At 45.0% G+C, this 5,052-nt stretch carries 7 protein-coding genes; 1 reads left to right on the top strand and 6 read right to left on the bottom strand.

Features of this window, described 5'->3' with window-relative positions:
- Positions 1–107 precede the first annotated feature (107 nt).
- The 6 genes from ACJ751_RS19235 to ACJ751_RS19210 all read right to left on the bottom strand — a co-directional run bounded on the left by ACJ751_RS19235 (position 108) and on the right by ACJ751_RS19210 (position 4,287).
- The gene (locus tag ACJ751_RS19235; protein WP_407747143.1) at positions 108–587 is read right to left on the bottom strand and encodes a 4Fe-4S binding protein; all 480 of its coding nucleotides are present in this window, start codon (positions 585–587) and stop codon (positions 108–110) included.
- Entirely contained in the window at positions 575–1,585 is a 1,011-nt protein-coding gene (nuoH, locus tag ACJ751_RS19230) for an NADH-quinone oxidoreductase subunit NuoH (protein ID WP_407747142.1), read from the bottom strand. The genes ACJ751_RS19235 and nuoH overlap by 13 nt, the downstream gene beginning before the upstream one ends.
- Positions 1,586–1,677: 92 nt before the next feature.
- On the bottom strand, positions 1,678–2,844 hold the full coding sequence (locus ACJ751_RS19225; protein ID WP_407747141.1) for an NADH-quinone oxidoreductase subunit D: 1,167 nt from the start codon (positions 2,842–2,844) through the stop codon (positions 1,678–1,680).
- A 2-nt stretch (positions 2,845–2,846) separates the two neighbouring features.
- Entirely contained in the window at positions 2,847–3,317 is a 471-nt protein-coding gene (locus ACJ751_RS19220) for an NADH-quinone oxidoreductase subunit C (protein WP_407747140.1), read from the bottom strand.
- Positions 3,314–3,880: an NADH-quinone oxidoreductase subunit B gene (locus ACJ751_RS19215; RefSeq protein ID WP_407747139.1), complete on the bottom strand. Its 567-nt coding sequence runs from the start codon at positions 3,878–3,880 to the stop codon at positions 3,314–3,316. The genes ACJ751_RS19220 and ACJ751_RS19215 overlap by 4 nt, the downstream gene beginning before the upstream one ends.
- 56 nt (positions 3,881–3,936) lie before the next feature.
- Positions 3,937–4,287, bottom strand: a complete 351-nt coding sequence (locus tag ACJ751_RS19210; RefSeq protein ID WP_407747138.1) for an NADH-quinone oxidoreductase subunit A — start codon at positions 4,285–4,287, stop codon at positions 3,937–3,939.
- A 239-nt stretch (positions 4,288–4,526) separates the two neighbouring features.
- On the opposite strand from ACJ751_RS19210, the gene ACJ751_RS19205 reads away from it, so the two are divergent.
- Complete coding sequence (locus ACJ751_RS19205; protein WP_407747137.1) at positions 4,527–4,988, top strand: carboxymuconolactone decarboxylase family protein; 462 nt, start codon at positions 4,527–4,529, stop codon at positions 4,986–4,988.
- Positions 4,989–5,052: the final 64 nt, after the last annotated feature.

The raw sequence follows: 5,052 nt of genomic DNA, 5'->3' as shown, positions 1-5,052 counted from the left end.
GGGATACCATTTCCATTATCGGTCACAAATATTGATACATTCGTGCCTTCTCTTTTTGTTCGCACGGTTACAACCGGATCATATTTTTCATTCTTACTTTTTAATTTCTACTCAACGCCCGCTCTTAGTTTCGATCCGGGGTTATTTAATTTTTTCAGCAGCTGATTCCGGTCGTATACACTGTGTTCAAACGTCTGCGCCATTTTTATCGCACTGGTCGGACAAGCCTCCACGCATAAATTACACATGGTGCATAGCTCCAGGTGGTATACAAAGGTGTCCAGCGCTTTTTTCTTTTTGCCTTCAGGCGTTGTATCGAATTTGGTAACAATCTTAATAGTGGCATTCGGACAAGCCAGTTCGCAGGCCGTACAGCCGGTGCAGGCATGCTCGTTGTTTTCATCGTGCGTCATCACTACTTCCCCGCGGAATCGTTCCGGGATCTTCATGTCTGCGCGGTTATCGGGGTACTGCTGGGTAATGATCTCTTTTGGCCGCACAAAATAGCTGCCCGTTGTTCTCATTCCCTTCAACAGCGACGACACTGCATGATATACTTCTGATATGTATTCTTTTAAAAATGCCATCCCATTATTGCAATTAATGTTATTAATAACAGGTTGAACATACTGATCGGCAACAGGTATTTCCATTCCAGACTCAACAATTGATCAACCCGTAAACGGGGAAACGTCCAGCGGAACCACATGATCAAAAAGATCAGAAAAAATGTTTTTCCCAGGAACCACAACGACGAAGGGATATAATCCATAAGATGATTAAACCCTTCCCAATGCCCCATGTGCAAAGGCATCCAGCCGCCTAAAAACAAGGTGGCGCCAATGGCACATACTATAAAGATGTTGATGTATTCGGCCAGGAAGAACAACGCGAATTTCATTCCTGAATATTCAGTATGAAAACCGGCCGTTAATTCCGATTCTGCTTCAGCCAGATCGAATGGCGCGCGGTTGGTTTCTGCCGTTACTGCAATGATAAAGATCACAAAGGCAATGATGGCAGGAATATGTCCGCGGAATAACCACCAGCCGGTTTGTTGCGAAGCAATAATATCCGACACCTGTAAGCTACCAGACAGCACCACAATAGAAATGATAGACAACCCAGCCGACAATTCATAACTGACTATCTGGGCTCCGCTGCGCATAGCGCCCAGCAGGGAATATTTATTATTGCTGGCCCAACCAGCCATAAGAATTCCAATTACTGAAACGGAAGATACAGCAGACACATACAGCACACCTATGTTAATATCCCAGATCTGAAATCCCTTTGCAAAGGCAATAGGCGCCATAATGAGCATGGCTGCTATCATCACTACAAAGGGCGCCAGGTTAAACAGGAATTTATCTGCGCCATCAGGAGTTAATCCTTCTTTCATCATCAACTTCAAGGTATCCGCAGCTGTTTGGAACATGCCTTTAGGTCCTACCCGGTTTGGGCCTAACCGTATTTGCATACGGGCGGCTACTTTCCGTTCCATCAATACCAATACCAGTCCCAGCACGGCAAACAAACTAATCACCAACAGCATCACGATGACACATTCCAGTATCAATGCCATGGTTGGGTTGAAGTTATTATACAACCATCGCTGAATTGAGTTAGTTATGTTTTCCAGACTGAACATATGTTATATATACTTGCGTTCCTGCTTCATCTATCAATATCAGGAATTACTAAATCCAACGTGCCCATGATCGCCATTAAGTCACCGATCTTACTCCCTCTGCTCATATGGTCCAATGCCGATAAATTCGAAAACCCCGGGGACCTGAATTTTATGCGATACGGCGTGGTGCCGCCTTCACTAACAATGTATACACCAAATTCACCACGCGCCGTTTCTACTCTTGAATAAAATTCTCCCTTGGGTAGTTTCAACACGGCTTTTGTTTTTGCCTGAAAATCACCTTCGGGAATATTATCGATCAACTGTTCGATGATGCGCACCGATTGCCGTAATTCTTTTACTCGTACCAGGTAGCGGGCATAGCTATCACCAGCGGTTTCGATGATCTCATCGAATGCTACCTTATCATATACTGCGTAGGGATACAATTTCCTGATATCACAGGCCACGCCACTACCCCGCGCCACCGGACCTGTACAGCCATAAGAAATGGCATCTGCGGCCGACAAAACACCCACGCCCTTTGTTCGGTTCTGAAAAATAATGTTGCCGGTTACCAGGTCATCGTATTCATCGATCTTGTTGTTAAAAAGCTGTATAAAGTCTTTAACCCTTTGCTGAAAATTGGGATGAAGATCATACATCACACCACCAGGCACCATGTAGTTCATAGTGAGCCGGGCGCCGCAGGTTTCCTCCATGATATCATTAATGGTTTCGCGTTCGCGGAAGGCATAAAAAAACGGCGTGAATGCGCCGAGATCCATCGCCATGGCGCCCCACCATAATTCATGGGACGCAATGCGGGTGAGTTCACCCATCAATACGCGGATCACCTGCGCACGTGGCGGCACTTCCAATTGCAACCCTTTCTCCACACACAGCGCACAGCCATGGTTGTTAATATGCGCCGATAAATAATCCATGCGGCTGGTTACATATATGAATTGCCGGTAGCTCAGGCTTTCACACATCTTCTCAATACTTCGATGGATATAGCCTAAATGCGGTTCTATTTTTTGAATGGTTTCGCCCTGTAACGTGATCACCAAATGCAATACGCCATGCGTAGCCGGATGCTGGGGACCTACGTTTATCACCAAAGCACCATCATCAGCTGTGTCAAGCCCCTCATCCCCCCCATTAGAGGGGACTTTATAAGTTTCCAATATTTTAGTTTCTCTATACAAGATTATAGTTTGATCATATTAATGGGGTCTTCAAAATCTTTCCGTAAAGGATAACCTTCAAAATCATCGGTCAGTACCAAACGTCGCAGATCAGGATGATGCAGGAATTTCACGCCAAACAGATCAAACACTTCCCGCTCATGAAGTTCTGCGGTGCGCCAGCAATCCGATACAGTTTCTATTTCTGGATTGTTCCGATCGAGTTTTACTTTCACCACGATCGTATGTCTGAAAACGGTAGAGGTAAAATGATACACCATGGTTAAAAGCGTTTTGCCCGTAGCTGTTGCCGACCAGTCGATGCAGGTTAAGCAAAACAAAAAATCCATCTGCAGTGCATCGTTGCGCAACCATTGCGCAAATGGTTTCCACTCCCCTACCTCCACCTGTACCTGCAACCATTCGCCGGTTTCATCAAACACCCCATTGGGTTGAACAGTACTAATATGTTGTTTTATTTCCTCGTTGGTCATGATTGTGGTTTTTCTGCCCTGATCTGTTCACGCGTTAATCCGCTTTTAATTTTTTGTTGCAGGGTAATCAAAGCATGCAACAACGCTTCGGGCCTGGGCGGACAACCAGGGATGTATACATCAACCGGGATCACATGATCGGCGCCTTTTACTACTGAATAGGTATTATAGAAGAACGGCCCGCCACTGATGGCGCAGGCGCCCATGGCAATTACATATTTGGGATCGGCCATTTGATCGTACAGGCGTTTAAGCACAGGCGCCATTTTGTTTACAATGGTGCCGGCAATAATGATCACATCTGCCTGGCGGGGGGTAGCCCGCGCTACTTCAAAACCAAAGCGGGAGAAATCGTATTTCGAAGAAGCAACCGACATCATTTCAATTCCACAACAACTGGTGGCAAAAGTGAGCGGCCATAAAGAATTGGAACGCGCCCAGTTAACGATGTCATTAAAAGAGCTGATGAGAATGCCGCCGCCGGGCAGGTCAAGCGCCTGGCCGGGAAATGGTTCATTCCCCTGGGATGCGGTTTCTATTTCTTTGTTTACGTTACTTTCCATACGATATCTTTCTTGCCTTACTTTCCTCCCCCCATCCGGGGGGATAAGAGGGGGGCCTACATCCATTTTAATGCGCCTTTCTTGTGTGCGTACAAAAACCCGGTAAATAATATGAAAAAGAAAATGACGATCTCAACAAGCGCCATCATTCCAACTTTTTTTACAACAACAGCCCATGGATAAACGAAGATCAGTTCTACATCAAATATCAGGAACAACAGGGCGAACAAATAATAACCCACATTAAACTGATTCCAGGGTGAGCCTTCAGAGGGGACGCCGCATTCATAGGGTTGCCCCTTTTGCGCATTCACCGATCCCCTTACCAAAAATTTTGATACGAGTATGCCGCCGGCAGAAAATAAAATGGCAGCTAATGTTAATATAAGGAGCGCGATAGGTCCCATATGGCGAATTTGAAAATCCCGACACGTCGGGACAGGTTATGCGAGTTGGCTGCTGATTCTAAATTTAGCATTTTTATTTTAATTCCAACATTTTAGAACTGATTTAACAGCTACTCTAACCGGCTCACTTTCAATAATCCGTAACAATTTCAAAAAAATGGCTCCAAACCTGTCACGTTTCGGTCCACTACTTTGTTTTATTACCGCAAGTCGATTTTAAACAGTAAAACAATATAAAAATGGAACAGAGAATTGCATTTCAAGATGGAAACAAAGGATTATTGGATGGCTTATTCAAAATTGGTATGTATCTGAAACAATCGGGGTTGGACCATAAGTTACAGGAGTTGATCAAAACCCGGGCGTCACAGATCAATGGCTGCGCTTATTGTTTGGATATGCACTGGAAAGACGCTATTGCAATAGGCGAAACAGAACAACGCCTGTATTCACTGTCAGCCTGGAGAGAATGTCCTTATTACACGGATGCTGAAAGAGCTGCGCTTGCGTATACAGAAGCGGTTACCAAAATACCACAAACAGAGGTTACCGATGAAGTGTTTAATGAACTGAGCAAACATTTTGACAAAGCGCAAATTGCCGATATTACCATGGCTATTTTAGCGATCAATAGCTGGAACCGGTTGAATGTTGCCTTCAGAACAATTCCCGGTGGTTATAAACCTGGAATGTTTAATTAATCAAATAGCAAATCACGCCCCCCTCCTTGCCTCCCCCCAATGGGGGGAGGTTAACCGAAATATT

It is taken from the genome of Niastella sp., from assembly GCF_045805085.1.
Lineage (GTDB): Bacteria > Bacteroidota > Bacteroidia > Chitinophagales > Chitinophagaceae > Niastella.
The sequence above is the reverse complement of the archived record's forward strand: the minus strand, read 5'-3'. Positions and strand labels throughout refer to the sequence as shown.